We start from the raw sequence: 21,775 nt of genomic DNA, 5'->3' as shown, positions 1-21,775 counted from the left end.
CCACAGAGATTAGTTTATTCTCCGTGGCTCTGTTCTTAAACTCGGTGATCCTCTGTGTAACCTGGCAGGTTGCAAACTCTATATCACGTTTGTATTTGATTTGAGATTACACTCAGAACCACGGAGACAAAAAAGAGAGCCACAGAGGTTAATTTGTTGCTCCGTGGCTCTATCCTTAAACTCTGTGGTCCTCTGTGTAACTTTGGCAGGTAAGCAAATTAATACACCTTCGCCAGTAAATGCGGGCGCTCTTTTTCTAGTTTCAGGATCAGTTCACCAAACAATGTATTCACCCAGGCAAACCACTTACGTGTAAACTTTGCCTGATCATCCTTATCGAAGGATTCATGCATAAAGCCAGTGTTGTTATGGGTTGTTTTCAATAATTTAAGTTGCGCTTCAATCTCTTTCTCATCTGTAGATGTAATCGCGCGGGCGATAATTCCCATTGGCCATATCTGATCTACTAATGTATGCGGGCTACCCAATCCTTCACCCGCCTTTCCTTTAAAGAAATAAGGATTAGAATCACTCAATACAAATTTTCTCGTGTTGACATAGATGGGGTCTTTTACTGACATCGCTCCCAGATACGGCATACTGATCAGTCCTGGTATACCGGCATCGTCCATCAGCAGATAATTACCAAAACCGTCCACTTCAAATGGATAAATTTTCCCGTACTGCGGGTGATTATAAACTGCGTGCTTTTTGAGTGCATTTTCTACCTCTGAAGCAAGCGCTTTGAAATCGGCAGATAACTTCGCATCCTTTCCTGTTTTATCCAATATCTCGGCAACCTGCCTGAAGGAAACTACCGCAAAGAAGTTGGAAGGGATAAAGAACAAATACTGAGATGCATCGTCAGATGGCCTGAAAGTACTTGCAATTAATCCATTTGGTTTAATAGGATTACCATATCCATTCCCTGGAACCGTGTCGGTAGACCATGCCGTAGTACGACCAAATTTATAAGGTCCGCGGTTTTCTTTTCTTTGTTGCTCTTTGCAAGTTTGCAAAACCAATCGCATCGCTTTCAGCCACTCGTCATCGAACGGAGAGGTATCGCCCGTGGTTTTCCAGTAGTGATAGGCAAGCCGGATAGCATAGCACAAAGAATCCAGCTCCCATTTCCTTTCATGCAGCATTGGCTTCATCTCGGTGTGATCGGAAGTCCATTCGCTTTCCTTCGGTCTGTCGTAAAAAGCATTGGCATAAGGATCAATAATGATACATTTGGTCTGGCGATGAACAAGTCCTGCCACCATATCCTTAAGCTGCTTGTCTTCTTTCAACAAAGGCAAATACGGCCAAACCTGAGCAGTACTGTCACGGAGCCACATCGCATCAATATCCCCTGTAATCACAAAAGTATCAGGCTTTCCATCAATAGGCTTATAATGGACAGTAGTATCAATCGTATTGGGAAAACAGTTTTCAAAAAGCCAGGCAAGTTCCGGATCTTTGATCACTTTTTTCATTCTTGTAATGGTAGCTTCTACCGCTGCACTCTTAAAACTTCGCTGGTCTGCCGCAATACGCACTACCGGAAAATCCTGCGCATCGCGTGAAAACGACCAACGGGGAACTGCCATACCTGCTACAGCAAGAGTACCGGCTTTTATAAAATCTCTTCTTTTTACCATGAGGTTAAGGACCGTATCGGGAATAATTAAATAAATTAAAAAAAGCAATTTAGACATAAATACGCAAAAAAGCTGCGCCGGTTTATCCATTCCTCAGGACAAACCGGCGCAGCTTAGTTAACTGTTTTTTAAAGTTTAAATACCGAAAAAGTACTGGAAGTAATTTCGTTAGAAATTATGACCTGGTACATACCCGTAGGTAGCTTTTCCAGATTCTGATTAATCCGGCCGTTAACAACTCTTAGACTGATGTCATTTAAAACTACTCTTCCGGTCATATTCACTATTTTTATCTTCCAATGTCCAGTTCCCCCTTCCGTAACATCAATATTGAGCATTGACTGTACCGGATTAGGAAAGTACTTTACAACAGCTGACTGTTGCTGGTTATCAATTGAAATAATCTTACTGTAGGCGAAGCTACCGTCTGTATCCACCTGGCGCAACCTGTAGTAATTGGATCCAGACTTGAAATACTGATCAACATACTTGTAAGTATGCGTAGTTGCTGAATTACCGGCACCTGACACTGTTCCGATTTGCTCAAAGAATTTCCCGTCCACAGAACGTTCAATTTCAAAACGGTCATTCCTCAGTTCAGCGGTAGTTTCCCAGGTTAGCTTATTGCCTTCAACTGTATTTTTCGCTGAAAAATGAGACAGCGTCACCGGTAATGACGTCTCCCTGTAATCTCTGTCGGAGAGCGCGAAGCCCGAGAAGCCTGTATGGAAAACCGATGTGAAGGCATAATCCGTGTTGAACACAGACGAAGGACTTACTGCCGCAAAGGTCATCGTCTCCGGAACCGCTGATGCAATTCCGTCTTTGCTTTTACTCATCGAGCGAATCAGGCTTCCGTTAAAAGTAGGAAGTTCGGCTGCGCCATAGAACAATGTAATTTCGTAACTACCTCCCGGATTGTTATATCTCGGTGTTACCTTAAATGTCTTGTTAGTCATTTGATGAGCACCCATCCAACTCGACGCATCTGTTCCTGATCTGTCGACAGCTACGGCAGTACAGCCATAGTTATGCTCTCCGAAATTGTTGATACGCGCTATCAGATTACCTGTACCAGGATCAAAAAACTGTACAGTTTCTCCTGCTCCCATATACTGAATATCCGGGGTAACCATCACAGCAGTTTGTACCTTTTTCGGAGAATCGGCAGTTAGCTTCACGTTGTCAATAGCCCACCAATAATCATAGTTGGCAATATATCTGAACCGGATTTTCATCCCCGCATTTCCATATTCTGCAGGAATTTGGAGAGTTCGTTTAGCCGGCGAAACCCACGACCCTGATGTACCCGTTTCCTGAGTTTGTTTTAGAATATTACGCCATGCGGTACCATCCCATACATCAACCAAAGCCTGTTCTGCAAACCCGCTTTTCCACACATAAAAATATTCCAGAAAAGACAACTCGATATTGCTCATTCCGGCAGTATTGAAAGGAGCCGATTCCACAACTTTGTCCATATTGACATTACCCGCCGCATCGCTGTTTATAAAAAGCAATTTAGGTTTTAGTGGATCCAGCCATACGGTTCCCAGATTTACCACCGCCCAGGTGGTAGGATATGCTCCGCCTCCCACCACATTCCAGCCTTCGGGCAGGCCTCTTTCAAAATCTTCGGAAATCAGAACATTGTTTACCGAAGTTGGGATTCTGTCATTATCTACGATCGTAAAAGTGTGGCTTTGCCCGAAGGTTTCAGGGAACGCATCTCCTCCCTCCGGGCTCGTGAGTGTATAGGTGAGAACAAGGCTCTCATTTTCCTCAATATAGGCATCATCATAAATCCGTACTTTAATATCCTGTGAAAGATGCCCGGCCTGTAATACAAAACTGGATGGAGAAAAGCTAAAATCAGCCGTTTCGCCCAGCTTCGCGGTACCATGTGCAGCAACGGTGACGGTAACAGGTTGAGAAGGCACTCCGTTAATCTTAACCGTAACCGTCTTCTCAACATATTTCAGACATTCATTCGGATATGCAGATGGAATATTGGCTTCTCCTTCATTTACTGTTGTAGCTGTAGTCACAAACTGAACCGACGGAGCTGAGCAATTATAGATCCGGAAGTCATCTATGTACCAGCCATCCAATCCTCCGCAGCCATCTGTCCCGAAATCCCAGCGTAGTTGTATAGTCTGCCCGGGAGCGAGATTTAATGCACTCAGATTAATGCGGCTTTGCCCCCAGCTTCCTCCTACCGATCCCTGATTAGCACCCGAAAAGCCGGGCTGTCCCCTCAAAGGATTATCTCCTGTAGTGGCCAAAGTGATATTGTAGGGATTATCGGTAAAAGCAGTATAGGGCATCAGAAGCCATTCTCCATTATTAATACGATACTTCACATTACCTCCGTCGTAATTGGCTTCGGTAGCTACATAGTGGTCAAATGCTGCCATAATCGGCCCTACAGTATTGGCTGGAATCGTAATCACCGGACTCCTCAGACTAATTACTCCATTTTGAAAGTTATTTACACAATCGCCTCCATTAAAATCGACTGCATACGCACTCTTCCCTTCACGTCCTCCTGGCAATCCGTTACGAATTAACCATTGGCGTTCTGTCCACTGCGCCGGATTAGAAGCCGTGGATGATACAGCCCATTCACCCAATCCTGACTCAAAGTTTTCGAAATAAATGGCGTTACCCGGATTTGCACCCGAGCACAAGGTGGGAACCGGCTTCAGCATTACCTGGAAACCGCAGGCATTTGTCCCTCTTAATTCTACTGCTGCAATTACCCGACTCAATTGAATGGCATCAGCTTCGGTAATGATCTCCCCCGAATATGCGGCAGGCGTATCGTCCAGCGAAAGTTTCCGCAGGTTAATCCCGATCAGATCAGCCAGGGAAGCTTCAAGGATATCAGCCTGAGCCGCAAAATCGGTTGTACTTGTCATATATTCAGACTGAGCACGCCAGAAAATATGCGCCGCTTTGGTGAGCCCGAGCCCTGTTATTGTTTGCCCGTTGTACGTTCCCCCGTCGACTAGCAATGCAAAAGCATGGTTCAGAATACCGGAATTGATATGTACACCACCGTAATCTGTAGAGGCACACCAATATTGAGGATCCGATACTTTTCCCGGATCTCCATAACAATTGGGATTCCACATATCACGAAGTCCATAGTTAAAAGCTGATGCCTTCTCCCCTATTTTCCATCGTGATGAGCTTCCACAACCTGTTCTCAGATCAGTACTTTCATCGTCGTCCATGTAATTGTTGAGCATGTCCACGGTCTCTCCCCATATATCAGAATACGATTCGTTCATGGCACCTGTCTGCCAGGCGTAGATCAGCCCACTGGTGTTCTCAGTATAAGCATGAGCCCACTCGTGTGCTACAATATCATCGGAAGCTGTCCCTGTACAAAAACTCGCAGCTCTTCCATTCCAAGTAGCGTTCGGGCAGTTCACATCCGGATTATTGTTAATTGTGATCATACTTGCATCCTTGTTGTCGTAGGATACAAATCCGAAAGTGTTCTTCATCAGATTATAGATATGCCCTGCACTTTTCACTTCCGACTTTTGCCACTGGTCCAGTGCAGCAAATGCAGCTCCATCCATTCCGTCAGACTCTTTCCATTTCAGGTTAGCAGACGATATCGACGTTTCATACAGTTTCCTGTCAATGCTGTGCATACCGGCAAACTGCTCCACTATTTCTCTTGTATGCGCATCTACATATACAAACTCCCTGATGTCCAATCCATTTCCAACTTCCACTTCGTATACCAGATGTACCGCTCCTTTATAGCCCTGAGCCAATCCTTTCTGAAACACATAAAGGGTATTTTTATTAATATGAAGGGGCGCACCAATATTACCCAGTTTCTGCCCAGTAATATGCTTGACAGCCAGTTCTCCTGCTTCAGTAGACTTAACAGACGGGACCGTATTGAGTTTCGAAACACCAATAAAATTCCCGTTCAGCGAAGTAAGGTCAGCGCTCTGGTTAAAATGGAATCTCAGCACACCATCAAAAACGGGAACACCATTTATATGCTGTTGTAAAGTTACATGCTCTCCGCCGTGCCTGTCCTTTTTATTATCTTTTACCACAAAGGCTTCGTTCTCCCATTTGGCTTTGAACAATCCTGAATTCTCTTTCAAAAAAGCCATGGCTTTATCCTGAGGTGCGCCACTGCTAGTTACTTTCATGGCACGTGTAGCAGGGAAGCGCATGAAGCTTAGTGACTGGGTAGCTTTACCGATGGTGGGTATTGCTCCGGTTTTAGTAGCAAATGCATTGATCTCATTTTGCACTGCATCCTGTGAAAAGGATTTTGCTGCAATAATCAATAGTATTAAAGTTAGTTGTAAAGTGTATCTCATAGAATTGGGCTAATCGGCTCTTCGCCAAATTAGAAAAAAATACAGCAATAACAATTGTGGTATGTCCCTATCAATCAGTCGGGAAGATATTTAGTTTTATTTTTTCAAAACAACTAGTTGTATAAAATTCGAACGTATACTACACAACTAATTACAAATCAAGTAGATCCTATTTTACAGCTATACTTTTACAAATAATTTAAGTTAATTAAAAAATTCACCTAGTTTTCCAAAAATTTTCCCTGAACGGCTCTCCTTATACTTTCAGGCAAGAATGTTTCCTGTATCCGGCAATGTATTGAGAGAAGCTTCCCGACCAGGTTTTTTGAACAATAGCAAGAACACTGATAATCCACATCTGATTGGTAAGGCGTAGCACTCATTCCACTCAATAACTTGTAACTATCTCTGATAAAAATATGACAAGTAATTTCTAACTTTATACACTAAACGTATTCTCTATGAAAATCAAAAGGATATACATCGCTTTCTTCCTGATCACTGCTTTCTTCAGCTGTGCAGAGCAGGACATTGACAAAACACAGGAGGCGGTATTGTCGGACCAGGAAATCTATTTTGAAGTTTCACATGTAAACAATGCCTGGGGTGTGGGACAGAAGGGATTTCTTATTGACAAAGCCGGTGCTGTACGGACCTACTCCAACCCTGCGGTCTGGAACGTAGCGAAGGATTATGAAAAAGGAGCACTTACCCCAAATCAGATCAAAGAGAATATCACTAAAACAGTCGTAAGTGACGTTACAGTGGATGCTGCACAGTTCAAAACATTAACGGGCAAAATTCCTGCTCTGTCTACTTCGGCATATACAAAGAGAATACAGATAGGGGCGGATATGGGGCAGACAAACTTTTACGCATACCGCTATGATGCCAAAGCTGAAGGATATGTACCTGTTTTGTTAAGTGAAACGGGCGATTGGCAAAGTCAGAATACGGATAAATCAGCAGTTGAGATTTCGGAATGGCTTAAAGGTATACAATCAAAAATAAAGTAATTTTTTTCCAATTACTTGCTGTAAAATGTCTGTCCGAATGTTCAGGCATTTTTTTATTCCCGGCTGCCAGGAGGTATAATTTTCAAATACATAACCTTCAAAAAAGGGATGTCCCGAAGCTAACTCCGAAACATCCCTTTTGACAGAATCAGGACAAGTTTTTACAACTTCACCATCTGGAAATTGTAGCCGGTATTTTCATCAGATATAACTACCTGATAAAGCCCCGCGCCTAACTTCGAAACATCCTGTACCAATACTCCTCCGGTAGTTTTAACTTTATCTTTCTCCAGCACAACCTGTCCGGAAGCATTGATAATTTTAACCCTCACAGGACTGATATTCACGTCAGGCAATTCTATATGCAAGGTGGCCTGAACCGGGTTCGGGAACGCTTTAATCTCTCTTGCATTGGCAGCTTCTATTGCTACAATTTTACTGTAAGCAAACGAACCATCCTGATCCACAGACTTCAATCTGTAATAGTTTAAGCCTTTGCCATATTTGCTGTCCTTAAACTGATAGTTATTCGTAATCGCAGAATTTCCATTCCCGTTTACTCTGCCGATTTCAACAAAGCTTTTAACTTCTGTTGCACGTTCCACAGCAAAATAGTCACTGTTTACTTCCGAAGTCGTTGCCCATTTCAGGAGATTTCCTTCGGTGGTATGTTTACCATCAAACTTAACCAGCTTCACAGGTAAACTTCCTATTGCAGGTGCGTTGGACAGACCAAATCCCGAAAAGCCGCTGTTAAAAGTAGCAGTGTACGCCCAATCCGTTTCATAAGCAGAGCTTATCTGCACTTCCGCAAAAGACCCTGCTCCCTGGTTACCAGTGGTAATTCCGTTTTCACTTTTCCCCATGGATGCAATCGAACCTTTATAAGCTCCCAGCTCCGCATCCTTATAATACAGCGTAATTTTATACGAACCGTTAGGGTTTGGATTGGACGGAGTTACTTTAAAAGTTTTTCTCGTGATCGTGTACGATGCCACCCAGCTTTCCGAACCTGTTCCTGTACGATCAATTTGTACTGTTGTACAACCATAATCCCAATCTGTCAGGTTCTCTATTTTGGCGATCAGATTACCCGTACCCGGGTCATAGAAGTAAGCCGTTTCCCTAGGCCCAAGATATTGCGCATCCGGATTTGTAGTCACAGCCGTTTCAATTTGTTTAGGATAGGTGGCCGTCACTTTGATATTGTCCAGAGCCCAGTACCAATCGAAGCTTGCTGTATATTGAAACCTCAATTTCATTGCCGCATTTGCATACGCATCAGGGATAGTAATATTTCTTGTCACAGCTGCGCCAATTGTTCCTGATGTACCGGATGCTTCATTCTGCGTAAAAACCGACCTCCACGCTGTACCATCCCAAACATCTATAGACGCTACCTCGTCAAAGTCACCGGGTTGCGCATAGGTTCTGAACACCTCCAGAAATGACAAATTGATTGATTTCATCCCCAGCGTGCTGAAAGGCGGTGTTTCAACACTCCACGTTCTTACTCCCGAACCATAATGATCACTGTCTGCAATAAGGAAAGGCTGCCCTGCAACATTGGGATCCAGATATATCACATTAGGATCCTCTCCGTATATCACGGCCCAATCCTGCGGATACTCGCCGTGTATTCCATTATTATCGTTATCTGAAAGCCAACCTGACGGAAAAACTTTATCGTTAAAGTCAGCATTCAGCACTTCTACCCTCTGAGTTTCCGGATCAACGTCGTCGTCGTTAATGATAAGCGTGTGGGTCTGAAGCGTAGATCCGGCAATGGCGTCACCTGTTGTAGAAAGTGAGTAGGATAATACAGCAGTTTCCGTCCCTTCTACATAAGCATCATTATATATTCTCACCACTACATCCTGTGACATTTGACTTGCCTGCAGTACAAACGACCCGGGACTGAAACTATAATCGGCAGTTGTTCCCAATCTTGCAGTTCCGGAAGGCGTCACAGCAGCAGGCGGATTAAACGTAACAGTTACAGGAGCCGTAGGCGCTCTATTTATCCGAACTGTTATAATTTTTTCTACGTAGGGTAGACAAACCGCTGGCGCTATTCCCGCAGTTGCTTCCACCTCATTGACAATTGTACTGGCAGTTGAAAATTGTACAGAGGGGATTGAGCAGGAATAAATCCGGACATCATCAATATACCATCCGTCGGTGCCCCAGCCACAATCGGTTCCAAAATCCCAACGGAATTGAATTGTTTCTCCGCGATCCAGGCCCAGCGCCGTGAGATTGATACGGCTTTGCCCCCAGCTTCCTGCCACCGAACCTCCGTCTGACCCTGTAAATGCCCGCTGTCCTGCCAGAGGATTTGAACTTTCAGCAGTTGTTAAGGTAGAGTTATAAGCATTTGCAATAAATGCAGACGCAGGGATCAGTGTCCAGCCACCAGCACCAATTTTATATTTGATATTTCCGCCGTCATATCCGCCTTCAGTTGCAACATAATGATCAAATGCCATTGTGAGCTCAGTAGGAGCACCGGCCGGAATAGTCATGATCGGGCTCATCAGACTCATTACCCCACTTTCATTATCTGCTCCACAGTCGCCTCCGTCATAGTCCACTGCATATACCACCTGTCCTGGCCTGCCGTCCGGAGCAGATCCTTTCACGACCCAATTGCGGGGAAACCATGTTCCGTCTGAGCCAACATTTGAAACCGTCCAGTTGCCAAGTCCACTCTCAAAATTATAAAAGAACAGAGCGTTTTCAGCGGTACCTCCATCGCATATCTGAGCAACAGGTTTTAGCATAGGAGTATGTCCGCAGCGCGTATCTGATCTCATCTCTACAGCCAGTAATACTTTTTTCAATTCGGCAAGATCTGCTGGAGTAATATATTGTCCGGAAAGGGACGGAGCTACATCCAGTGTGGACAGATTAGGAAGATTCCTGTTCAGGTCGATGAGCGCCTGACCTGATGCCTCAAGTATATCTGCCTGTGCTGCAAAGTCTGTCGTTTTAGTCATAAAATTTGCCTGTGCATACCAAAAAATATGAGCCGCTTTGGTAAGACCTATCCCGCTGATCGTTTGCCCGTTATATGTTCCACCGTCTACCAGCAGCGCATAGGAGTGGTTAATTACACCAGAGTTAATATGTACTCCACCATAATCATTAGAGTTTGAAAGCGGAGGGTTCGTACAATAGTACATAGGATCCAGAACCCTCCCCGGATCATTGAAGCAATTCGGGTTATACATATCACGAATCGCACCGTTCGTGACGGTAGCTTTCTCCCCCACTCTCCATCGCGAAGTGATAGCGACGGCAGGGCAATCTCCCCCTGCAGAAGGTCTCATAGCGGTTCCTTCGCCATCATCAAAATAGTTATTCAAGAGATCAACCGTTTCTCCCCAAATATCCGAATATGCCTCGTTCAGCGCACCAGCCTGCCATAAATAGATCAATCCGCTGGTATATTCTGTGTAAGCATGCGCCCATTCGTGTGCGACCACGTCATCGGTAGCTATACCTACACAATAGTTAGCTCTGCTTCCATCCCAGTTCGCATTGGGACAGTTAATAGTTGGGTTGTTGTGCGAAGTCTCCATAGGAGCATGAGCACCATCATAAGAAGTATACCCGAAGGCATTTTTCATCATGTGATACATCTGTCCTGCCGACTCAATTTCAGACCGTTGCCAGGTATCCAGATCGCCCGGAAACTGATTTCCTTCGCTCCACGTCAACGTTGGTGTGGTAAACCTTGTGGAACCAGGAGGATAAGTATACAGCTTTCGATTCAGTGCCTCATGTATCCCTGTAAATTGTTCCACAAGCGTATTTGTGTGGGCATCAATGTAGAGAAACTCCCGAACGTCGGCATCATTACGTACTTCTATCTCATATACCAGATGTTTTTCTCCTTCATAACCCTGTGCAAGTCCCTTTTGAAAAACGTAAAGTGTATTGTGAACCACCTTCAAAGGTGCTTTCAGCTTTTCTTTAAAGTCTTTTGTTTTCTGAGATTCCACCATTTTCAGTGCCAGAGCCGCAGCAACTTCCTTCTTAATTGTTGGTATCGGATTTAACTTATTAACCCTGATCACATTCCCGTTCATGGATGAAAGATCATTTGCCTTGTTGAAATGAAATTTCACAATGCCATCAAAAACAGGAACACCACTGATATACTGCTGTAAAACAACATGTTCCAGTCCATAATTATCGCGCCTGGTTTCCTTTACCTGATACACATCCCTATCCGACCTGAGTGCGAACAACCCGGCATTTTGGCTCATAAAACTCAGTGCTTTTTCCTGTGCTGTTCCACCATTGATTTTCAGGGCATTCCCTGACGGAAATCTTAGAAAGCTGATTGAGGAAGTAGCTTTGTCAATAGTCGGGACAGCGCCTGTTTTCGCAACAAACTGATCAAGTTGCCCTTGAATTGCATTTTGGGCATACGAAACCCTGTAGAGCAGCAGCAATGCCGCAATTAACCGTAAAGTTAACTTCATAAATTGATAGGTTTTGAGGTGACTAAGCGCGAATGTATACGATAAATGGCATACATCAATATAGATTTATTAATCGGCCTCAATTATTTATAAACCAGTAGTTTTACTATCTGTTTTATTTAACAAATCAGACACAGACAAGAAAAAATCTATAGGAAGGAAAAACCAGCGAATAAGAAAATCTGCAGAAATGAACTAATACGGATGTAAGTATACGATGAGATACAAGATCTTTACAGCTGGTCTGGATTTTAGATTACCAGCGCTATCCTAAGGCTTTCACCATATGAAAATAACGGTGCCCCATGAATGACTTTAAGTCAGCTACCGAGAAACCCTGGTTCTCATAAAATTTGCGGGCACGGGGATTGTCCAAATCCACAATCAGTCCGACTTTATCGTAGCCAAGCGATCTTGCTCTTTCACAAAATGCCTCAATAAGTTTTTGCCCGATCCCTTTGCCCTGATGAGCAGGATGGACATTGATACAATCGAGGTAATATTCTCCGGCTTCCGTTTCGTCATCCGGTAAGAATCCTGGTTTTGTTTTTCGCACCTGATCCAGAATCGGCTTTCTTAACTCGTGTAAATCCGCACCATCATAACCCGTTATTGAACCAATTATCAAATTATCCTCCTCCATAACTTGTGTAAATGCATAGCTATATTGGTTGTCAGACTGTTTGAAAAAATTCTCAAAAAATGGAATAGCATCTTCATATCTGTCAGAATTCGCAAAGATGCCTGCTATATGTCCCATGGCAAGAATAAACAGCGGAGCTACCTGAGCTGCATCGTAAGGAGTGGCTGGTCTGATCATTTCGCTAAGATAGATGTTGACCATTTAAAACGGCTATTGCTATCGTAAAATTCGTAATGGAATTATATTTTCTGCCAATATTTTGCTCAAAATACTGACATAATAAAAAAATAGATCAAAATATAGCCACTACTAATCAAAACAAAGAAAGTTTTTAGCACTATTTTGCTTTAAAATTGTATTGCCATTCAAGTGGGCCTTCGCTAGTTGATTCTGTTTTTTGATTTGATCAGAATTCCGGCAAGTACAAAATTGGCTCTTACCTCAAATAGCACACGCTAAAATACTCAATATCAGAATCATTAACCTTAAATATATATGTCTAAGAAAATTAATGTTGCCATTGTTGGTCTTGGTTTCGGAGCCGAATTTATCCCCATTTATCAGCAGCACCCTCATGCGAACATGTACGCAATTTGCCAGCGTACTGAGTCGAAAATGAATGCTGTGGGTGACCAATATGGCATCGATGTACGTTACAGCAGCTACGACGACCTGTTGGCCGACCCTAACGTAGATGCAGTACACATCAACTCTCCAATCCCTAACCACGCAGAGCAGACATTAAAAGCGTTGCGTGCCGGCAAACACGTTGCATGTACTGTTCCAATGGCTACCAGCGTTGAGGATTGCCTTGAAATTGTGAAGGCTGTGAAGGAAACAGGCAAAAAATACATGATGATGGAAACAGTGGTTTACGCCCGTGAATTCCTGTTTGCAAAAGAACTATATGAAAAAGGTGAGCTTGGTAAAGTTCAATTCCTGAAAGCCAGCCACCAGCAGGATATGGAAGGATGGCCTGACTACTGGCCTGGTTTGCCTCCGATGCACTACGCTACCCATTGCGTAGGACCTGTTGCAGGTTTGCTTAAACTGGAAGCTGAGTATGTATCCTGCTTTGGTTCAGGAACGATCAGCGAAGATCTTGTAAAAATCCACAATTCACCTTTCGCGGTTGAATCGGCACACATCAAGTTCAAAGACAGCGACTTGTCGGCTTATGTATACCGTTCACTATTTGATGTAGCACGTCAGTATCGTGAAAGCTTCGAGGTTTACGGTAGCAAAAAATCCTTCGAGTGGCCGTTGATCGAAGGTGAAGATCCTGTGATCCACACTGCGAAGAAACCTGAGCACGAAATTGCTGAGCGCGTACCAACGCCTGATTATGCACATTTGCTTCCAAAAGAAATCCAGCATTTCACAGGAAAAGGTGTTTATGACAACGATGATAATTCTCACCTTTCTTTTGTACAAGGTGGTGGCCACGGCGGATCACACCCGCATTTGGCGCATGAGTTTATCAGCGCACTGATTGAAGACCGCGAGCCTTTCCCGAATGCTGCACAGTCTGCAAACTGGACCAGCGTTGGTATTCTGGCACATGAGTCGGCGATGCAAGGCGGAGCTCTGATTCAGTTGCCGGATTTTAAGAATGCTTGATAATGGAATTGGTGAATATCTGAGTTATTATTTCGGTGCGCTGCACCTTAATGAAACATAGCAGGCATTTCGTTTTCTACAAATATTATGGTGCTCTGCACCAAGCTCAGACTTGATAGTAGTCAGTAAATAACAGGTGCAGAGCACCGTGCTAATTGTAGAAATGAAATTAAAGAGGTCTTACAAAAGGTGCAGCGCACCGAAATAAAACCTCTCAATACTAAAAACGAACATTAAATCACTCAACGAAATAAAAATGTAACGACCAAATCACGCTATCTATGGCTAATACCTATTCGCAATTATACATTCAATTGGTATTCGCTGTGCAGGGGCGCGAAAGCTTGGTTCGAAAGATCTGGAAAGACGAATTATACAGCTATATAGGAGGAATCATCATCAATAATCAATGTAAACCTCTGGCTATAAACGGCATGCCAGATCATATACATATTTTCATCGGGTATAATCCAACAGTTTCACTGCCTGGTTTAGTGGAAGAGATTAAAACATCGTCCAACAAATTTTTAAAAGCAAAATATAAAACATCAGTATTCAACTGGCAAAGAGGTTATTCCGCATTTTCTTACAGCCGCTCTCATGTTGACGCAGTGATTAAATATATTATGAATCAGGAAAGTCATCATCAAAAGCACACATTTAAAGAAGAATATCTTAAAATGCTCACAGACTTCGAAATAGAGTACAACGACAATTATTTATTTGATTTTCAAACCATTTCGAACTGGGATATTTAAAGAGAAAGTAAAGAAGATAAAACCTATTTTAACTATTTAAATGAAAACCAAAGCCTTATCCTTTTTATTCGGTCTCGTCCTCCTGGGCTGTGCCGTACAACCTTCTTCCCAAAAGGCATCTTTGACGGCAGAATCTACGAAAGACGCTAAGAAGGCGCGTCGTCTGGAAATTCTGTTTATGGGTGACAAAGAAGGCCATCACAAACCTGCTGAACGTCTTCCGCAGCTGATGGCAGCACTGGGACCTAAGGGTTTCAACTTCACTTATACAGATGATCTTGAAGACCTGAACCCTGAAACACTTGGCAAATACGATGCCCTGATGCTTTTTGCAAACTGGGATTCTATTGCTCCTCAGCAGGCTACTTCCCTGCTTGACTTCGTGGCCAGCGGAAAGGGTTTCATCCCTGTTCACTGTGCTTCTTACTGTTTCCGTAACAACCCTGAAATCGTGAAATTGATGGGTGGGCAGTTCTGGAGACATACATTCGACACCATTCAACCTGTTTGGGCAAAGCCTGAGCACCCTGCCATTGCTGGTGTGAAGCCTTTCAAAACAGTGGATGAAACATATTTGCACAAATTGCTTCAGCCTGACAACATCGTGTTAACTGAACGTCTGGTACAGGCGGATCAGGAAAAAGACAAGCCGGGCCGCGCTAATGAGCCTTACACATGGGTTCGTACGCACGGAAAAGGTCGCGTGTTCTACACTGCTTATGGTCACGATGAGCGTACATGGGCTACCAAAGGATTCCAGGATCTGATCGAGAAGGGGATTTTGTGGGCTGTGAACGACGATGCAAAAAAAGCATTGGCTGCTCTTGCTCCAAAGCCTTTCGAATACCGTCCTGCTGTATTGCCTAACTACGAACAACGCCCTGGTCAGCAGATGCAGCAATTGCCTCTTTCTCCTGAAGAATCTGTAAAACACATTCAGATTCCTGTTGACTTCACTTTGGATGTGTTCGCGCATGAGCCGGATGTGATGCACCCTATCGCAATGACATGGGATGAGCGTGGCAGATTGTTTGTCCTGATCACAAAAGATTATCCTAACGAAAGAAAAGATACAGGCGGAAGTGACTATATTCTGATTTGCGAAGACACCAACGGTGATGGTAAAGCGGATAAATTCACGAAGTTCTCTGATGATTTGAGCATCCCTACCGGACTTGTGTTCGCAAACGGTGGTTTGATCGTTTCTCAGGCTCCGCACATGTTATTCCTTCAGGATACAGATGGTGATGACAAAGCTGATGTAAAGAAAATCCTTTTCACAGGTTTCGGAACAGGTGATACACACGCCGGACCTTCCAACCTGCACTACGGATTTGACAACTGGGTTTATGGTTCTGTAGGTTATTCAGGATTCAAAGGTGTTGCAGGAAAAAGCGATTCTCTTGATTTTGGACAGGCGCTTTTCCGTTTCAAGCCTGACGGATCTGATATGGAAGTAGTTGCTAAAACTTCTAACAACACCTGGGGACTTGGTTTCAACGAAGCGGGTGATCTTTTCGGATCTACTGCTAACAACTCACACGGCTGGTACAGCGCAATTCCTAACCGTTATTTCGGAAAGAGCCGCGTAGACAACGGAAGCCGTAGTACAGATACGCATAAAGACATGCAGCCAATTACTGAAAAAGTGCGTCAGGTGGACGTATTCGGTGGTTTCACTGCAGCAGCTGGTCATAACTTCTACACTGCCCGTGCCTATCCTAAAAAGTACTGGAATAAAGTAGCGTTCGTATCTGAACCTACGGGACACATTCTGCACCAGAACTTCATGGAGAAAAAAGGAACTGACTTTGAAGATAAGCTAGGTTTCAACCTGCTTGCAGGTGCCGACGAATGGGTTGCTCCTGTATTTGCAGAAGTTGGTCCTGACGGAGCAGTTTGGATTGCTGACTGGTATAGCTACATCATCCAGCACAACCCGACACCAAAAGGAGCTGAGAACGGAAAAGGAAATGCTTATGAAACGCCTTTGAGAGATTTCACGCATGGTCGTCTGTACCGCGTTGCATACAAAAAAGCACCTGCTTACAAACCACTTGCTTTGAGCAAAAGCCGTCCTGACGAGCTGGTTGCTACTTTGAAAAACACCAACATGCTTTGGAGAAGACATGCACAGCGTTTGCTTGTTGAGCGTGGAAACAAAGATGTGGTGGCAAAACTGGTGGAGCTTGTAAAAGACAAATCAGTGGACGAAGTAGGATTGAACACAGCTGCGATCCATGCATTGTGGACATTGCACGGATTGAATGCAACTGATGATGCAAGCGTAGTTGCTGCAATCACCGAAGCTTTGAAGCATCCATCTAATGACGTTCGTAAAACTGCGGTGCAGGTATTGCCACGCACTGCAGCTTCTGCAAAATCATTACTTACAGCTGATGCATTGCACGATAAAGAACCTCTTGTAGTATTGAACTCACTGCTTGCTTTCTCTGAAATACCATATACTGCTGAAGTAGAAACGGCAATTCTTGGCTTGCTTGATACCTATTCACAGGCTGATGACCGCTGGATGCCGGATGCATTTGCTGCGGTATTGAACGCTCAGGATGGTAAGTTATTGAACAAATATCTGGCTCAGCGTGCAAGCAAAGCAGGTTCTGCACAGTCGGCAGCTACAGGCACAGCAAAAGCTGCTGATGCACATGCAGGTATGGACCACAGCGCTCATGGTGCAAGCAAAGTAACCGTACAGGGAGCTGCCGAATTGGCCATCACCAATATCACCATTGACCCCGCTACTCCTTATGTTCGTGAAAATGCCCGTGTAACGATCGAAATTACCAACCAGGGAAGCGTTGCAGTTCCTAAGGGAGTTGTTCCTGTCGTAAACGTAGGTATCAGAAGCCGTTCACTGAACAGCAACTATATCAGCCGTCAGTTGGTAAATGGTATCGCTCCTGGTGAAACTATCAAACTTACAGAAGGTAACAACGGTCCCTGGAAGAGCATGTTCAACTTTACTTCTGATGAAGCTGGTAAAGTAAACGTAACTGCTACCATCGATCAGGATAACGTTGTAGCGGAAAAAGATGATTTCAAAAACAATACTTTGAGCAAATCATTCGAAGTACGTCGTCTGGATCGTTTGTCCGACTTTGCACTTGAACGTGCGACGCGCGGATATACTTCTTATGCAAGCGGAAGCGAAGTGGTGAATCTGATCAAAACTTCTCAGACTCTGGATGCACAGGGACGTAATGCCATTCTGAAAGGAATCCTTGGTGCATGGAACCCACGCAGAAAAGAGAAACCATCTGATGCTGATAAGACTGTTCTTGCTTCAATCAAAAACGATATTCCTGAAGATCTGAACGCACGCTTTGGTACCCTATTGGAATCTTTCGGTTTGAAAGAAGAAGCACCTGTTGATCCAAACGTACAGATCGTGAAAATTAAGGCGATCCGTGAGGAAATGAAATTCGATATTACTGAGTTTACGGCAGTAGCTGGAAAAACAGTAGAAATCGTATTCGAAAATCCAGATGCGATGCAACACAATATCGTTGTCGGCAAGCCAAAATCGACCAACATCATCGGTAATGCTGCTGACAAAATGATCACAGCCAAAGACGGAGCTGAGAAAAACTACGTTCCGGCTATCCCGCAGGTCGTTGCAGCTTCGCCACTTGTGAATCCGGGACAAACTTACCGTCTGCGTTTTGTAGTTCCTGACGTTGCAGGCGACTACCCATACGTTTGTACTTTCCCTGGTCACTGGAGATTGATGACCGGTGTAATGAAAGTTGTCAAACAATAAGAAGACATCTCAAAGACTGCCGATCAAACGGTAATTTTTGAAGTTAGATAATTCCATTCCGCATATCAGTTTCGGCTGATATGCGGAATATTTAACCCTCATAAGAATATTCACCATCTGCTTTGGTGGCTGGGATTCGTATTGCCATATCATTTTTAAAATATAACTAAATAAATAATTTATGAAATAAAACAAAGTCATCTAGCCAAATTTAAAAGATCATCTCTAACCAAACTTAACTTATGACCATAATTCGACAAGACTCCATCCGGAGATTTTGCAAACCTCTCCTTGCCTTTGCGGTAACGGGAATGCTGCTTCCGCAAGCGCCCGCCGCTCTGGCTGCAACCAGTCCTTCAACTGCCTTTGCCAAGCGCCATCGCACTGCCGATAAGACTCTCACGGGTCAGGTAGTAGATGAAAAAAACAACCCACTGCCGGGAGTCAGTGTGGTTGTTAAAGGCAGTACTCAGGGTACCACTACCAGTACCGAAGGTAATTTCAGTATCACAGTGGACGACGATGCAAAAGTTTTATCATTCTCTTTCATTGGGTATACGACACAGGATGTAAACATCGGTTCTCAATCCAAATTCAACGTTTCACTGGTTCCAAGCACGGAAGACCTGACCGAAGTCGTTGTAGTAGGTTATGGAACCCAATCCAGTGCCACCCTTACCGGTGCAGTAAGTAGCGTGCAAGCCAAAGACCTGATCCGTACCCCTTCCATCGGAACTTCCGATGCACTCGTAGGACGCGTACAAGGTATCACAGCTCGTAAGGCAGATGCCCGCCCCGGAAATGCGACCAGTATCCAGATCCGTAACATGGGTACTCCATTGTATGTAATTGACGGTGTTCCATCTGATGCAGCCAACTTTAACAACCTGGGTCAGAATGACATTGAAAGTATCTCTATTCTGAAGGATGCTTCTGCCGCTATCTACGGCTTACGTGCAGCAAATGGGGTTATCCTCGTTACCACCAAAAGAGGGAAAGCCGGTGACGGACCTGCCCGTATCAACATTTCAGGTTACTACGGTTTACAGAATTTTACCCGCTACCCAAGGCCCGCCAATGCCTACCAGCACATGCGCGGATTGGTGGAGTCGGATGTGAACCAGGGACGTACGCCTACCATCACGCCCGAAGAACTGGCCAAATGGAAAGCCGGTACTGAAAAGGGATACCAGAGCTTCGACTACTACAAAATGGTGATGCGCCCGAACGTTCCTCAGTATTCGCTTAATGCCAACGTTTCCGGAGGAACAGAAAAAATCAACTATTTCCTGTCAGTAGGTCATTTGAATCAGGACGCCCTGATCCGCGACTACAACTTCAAGCGTACCAACATCCAGGCTAACATAGAAGCAACTGTTGCCAAAAACCTGAAAGTGGGAACACAGCTAAGTGCTCGTATTGAAGACCGTTTTCAAGTCGGGGTACCAGGTTTGGACGATTATTTTAACCCGTTCCTGAGTATTTTCACGATGTGGCCTACCGAGCGACCTTATGCGAATGATAACCCAAAATATATCAATCAAACGCACAATGTAAACGTCAATCCTGCGACATACAAAAAGGAAATCACAGGTTACATAGACGAAATTGATCGTGTGGTAAAAGGAAACTTTTATGCAGAATATGACTTTGCATTTGGCTTGAAAGCAAAAGGTACTTATTCTTATCAATTCCGGAATTTTGATTTTGACGGATTTGAATATACCTACAACGCTTACACCTATGACGCTGCCAATGATGCCTATAATGTAGTACCGGGAGGCGGTAACCAAAACCCATGGAGAGAGCGCCGTAAACGCAACGTTGTTGACCGCTTTGCACAATTTCAGCTAAGCTACAATAAAACTTTTGGTGACCATGAAATATCTGCCGTTGCAGCTTATGAGCAGTCCGACAATGTAAATACTTACATGATCGTTCATACTGTCCCGCCTAACAACTACATTCCTTTGATGTCATTCGCGAATCAGGATTATCTTCTGGACGAGTGGAATACAGAAGCACGCGCCGGATATGTTGGAAGGGTCAATTATAACTATAAACAAAAATACATTATTGAAGGTGTAGGCCGTTATGACGGTTCATTCCTTTATGCAGCTGGCAAACGTTTCGGATTTTTCCCGGGTGTATCTGCCGGATGGAGAATCTCCGAAGAAGACTTCTTCAGTGGAAAGCTTAAAAATGTAGTAAGCAACCTGAAAATCCGTGGTTCCTACGGACGCACAGGTAGTGACAGAAATGCCACACTTCCGAACGATCCGTTTATCGTAGATCCATTCAGCTATTTGCCTGGCTATAACTTCTTACAGGGAAGTGCAATTTTCGATGGACAATACAATATTGGTGTGCGCCCGAGAGGTTTACCTATTACTACACTTTCATGGATCACCAACGTATCTACCAACTTCGGTATTGACTTCGGATTTCTGGATGGTAAGCTGAACGGTCAGTTTGATATTTTCGAGAGAAAACGAGAAGGCCTTCCTGCTGCACGTTATGATGTACTGCTCCCATCCGAAGTCGGTTATTCATTACCTAATGAAAACCTGAACAGCGATACGCACCGGGGTGTGGAAGGGGTTTTGACATATAAGAGCTCGGTTGGACAACTTGAATATTCAATTGGTGCCAACGCTACACTTTCACGCCGCAGGGATCTTGACTTCTACAAACCACGTTTTGGAAATTCTTACAATGAGTACCGCGATTCTTATGTAGATCGCTGGGGGAATATTAACTGGGGTTACCAGGTAACAGGCCAGTTCCAGTCTCAGGAGCAAATTGAAAGTCACCCCGTAAATAACGACGGACAAGGTAACAGAACCCAGCTTCCGGGTGACTTTATCTACAAAGATGTAAACGGAGATGGAATTATCAATAACCTCGATGAGCGCCCTATCGGCTACGCGGAAGGAGCTAATCCTTATTTGAGCTTCGCTTTGAACACCAGTTTTGCATACAAAGGTTTTACCCTGTTTATGGATTTTGCAGGTGCATCTCTTCAAAGTTTCCAGCGTAACTGGGAATTAAAAATTCCATATCAGAACAACGGTACTTCTCCAGGCTTTATGCTGGAAGACCGCTGGCACCGCGAGGATCCATACGATCCGAACAGCGCATGGATTCCGGGAACATATCCTGCTATCCGTAAGGACAATTCAAGTCATGTCAACTTTGCAAAAAGTGATTTCTGGATTACCAATGTACGTTACATCCGTTTGCGCAACATCGAATTGGGCTATAGCTTTAACCAGAAGGTTTTCAAAAAACTGGGCAGCAACGGACTTCGCGTTTATGTCAATGCAAGTAACCTGTTCTCTCTTGACAATGTAAAGAAATACCAGATCGATCCGGAAATTTCTTCAGGAAACGCGCTTGTCTATCCACAGCAACGTCTGTTCAATGCAGGTTTCAACATCACTTTTTAATTCGACTC

9 protein-coding genes are annotated in these 21,775 nt (G+C 44.1%); 5 read left to right on the top strand and 4 right to left on the bottom strand.

Annotated elements, in window-relative coordinates:
* Positions 1-218: 218 nt before the first annotated feature.
* Both DSL64_RS10575 and DSL64_RS10570 read right to left on the bottom strand, forming a co-directional pair.
* A complete protein-coding gene (locus DSL64_RS10575; RefSeq protein ID WP_115830934.1) occupies positions 219-1,646 on the bottom strand; it encodes a glycoside hydrolase family 125 protein in 1,428 nt (475 codons plus the stop codon).
* A gap of 128 nt (positions 1,647-1,774) precedes the next feature.
* The gene (locus DSL64_RS10570) at positions 1,775-6,007 is read right to left on the bottom strand and encodes a M4 family metallopeptidase (protein WP_115830726.1); all 4,233 of its coding nucleotides are present in this window, start codon (positions 6,005-6,007) and stop codon (positions 1,775-1,777) included.
* Between the two features lie 461 nt (positions 6,008-6,468).
* Between DSL64_RS10570 and DSL64_RS10565 the strand changes: the two genes are divergently transcribed.
* Complete coding sequence (locus DSL64_RS10565; RefSeq protein ID WP_115830725.1) at positions 6,469-7,023, top strand: hypothetical protein; 555 nt, start codon at positions 6,469-6,471, stop codon at positions 7,021-7,023.
* Positions 7,024-7,184: 161 nt separating this feature from the next.
* On the opposite strand, the gene DSL64_RS10560 is transcribed toward DSL64_RS10565, so the two are convergent.
* Both DSL64_RS10560 and DSL64_RS10555 read right to left on the bottom strand, forming a co-directional pair.
* The gene (locus DSL64_RS10560; protein ID WP_115830724.1) at positions 7,185-11,516 is read right to left on the bottom strand and encodes a M4 family metallopeptidase; all 4,332 of its coding nucleotides are present in this window, start codon (positions 11,514-11,516) and stop codon (positions 7,185-7,187) included.
* 265 nt (positions 11,517-11,781) lie between these two features.
* Positions 11,782-12,360 (bottom strand): GNAT family N-acetyltransferase, encoded by a 579-nt coding sequence (locus DSL64_RS10555; protein ID WP_115830723.1) that lies wholly within the window; start codon positions 12,358-12,360, stop codon positions 11,782-11,784.
* A 294-nt stretch (positions 12,361-12,654) separates the two neighbouring features.
* Here DSL64_RS10555 and DSL64_RS10550 point away from each other — a divergent pair, with 294 nt between their 5' ends.
* From DSL64_RS10550 to DSL64_RS10530, 4 genes are all read left to right on the top strand, one after another.
* On the top strand, positions 12,655-13,779 hold the full coding sequence (locus tag DSL64_RS10550; protein WP_115830722.1) for a Gfo/Idh/MocA family protein: 1,125 nt from the start codon (positions 12,655-12,657) through the stop codon (positions 13,777-13,779).
* A 281-nt stretch (positions 13,780-14,060) separates the two neighbouring features.
* Complete coding sequence (tnpA, locus tag DSL64_RS10545) at positions 14,061-14,537, top strand: IS200/IS605 family transposase (RefSeq protein WP_115830721.1); 477 nt, start codon at positions 14,061-14,063, stop codon at positions 14,535-14,537.
* A gap of 40 nt (positions 14,538-14,577) precedes the next feature.
* Positions 14,578-18,318, top strand: a complete 3,741-nt coding sequence (locus tag DSL64_RS10540; RefSeq protein WP_115830720.1) for a PVC-type heme-binding CxxCH protein — start codon at positions 14,578-14,580, stop codon at positions 18,316-18,318.
* Between the two features lie 242 nt (positions 18,319-18,560).
* On the top strand, positions 18,561-21,767 hold the full coding sequence (locus DSL64_RS10530; RefSeq protein WP_229217032.1) for a SusC/RagA family TonB-linked outer membrane protein: 3,207 nt from the start codon (positions 18,561-18,563) through the stop codon (positions 21,765-21,767).
* The last annotated feature ends 8 nt before the right edge of the window (positions 21,768-21,775 follow it).

The organism is Dyadobacter luteus, assembly GCF_003383615.1.
Taxonomy (GTDB): Bacteria; Bacteroidota; Bacteroidia; order Cytophagales; family Spirosomataceae; genus Dyadobacter; species Dyadobacter luteus.
This window is presented reverse-complemented; position numbering and strand designations above follow the sequence as displayed.